Here is a 290-nt window from a genome sequence, read left to right on the forward strand (position 1 = left end):
TTGTTCTTTAAAAAAATATAAACAAGCTGAAAAACTGAGAGATTTTCGAAAGAAAGTCTGAGTAATAAAATCTTAACTGAACAAAAGCAGTTAAGTCTTAGTGTCATAATGAAATACCTGAAAATACTTCAGGTTGTATAGTTAAGTGACTAAGCGTACACGGTGGATGCCTTGGCAATCAGAGGCGATGAAGGACGTGCTAATCTGCGAAAAGCTTGGATGAGTCGATAAGAGGCGCTTAATCCAAGATGTCCGAATGGGGAAACCCAGTAGATGAAGAATCTACTATT

General features: G+C 37.2%; 1 rRNA gene. It reads left to right on the forward strand.

What is annotated here, in order from left to right:
- Positions 1-139: 139 nt before the first annotated feature.
- A 23S ribosomal RNA gene (locus tag A1D25_RS08385) occupies positions 140-290 on the forward strand; the annotation flags it as partial.

It is taken from the genome of Ursidibacter arcticus (genome assembly GCF_009761375.1).
Taxonomy (GTDB): domain Bacteria; phylum Pseudomonadota; class Gammaproteobacteria; order Enterobacterales; family Pasteurellaceae; genus Ursidibacter; species Ursidibacter arcticus.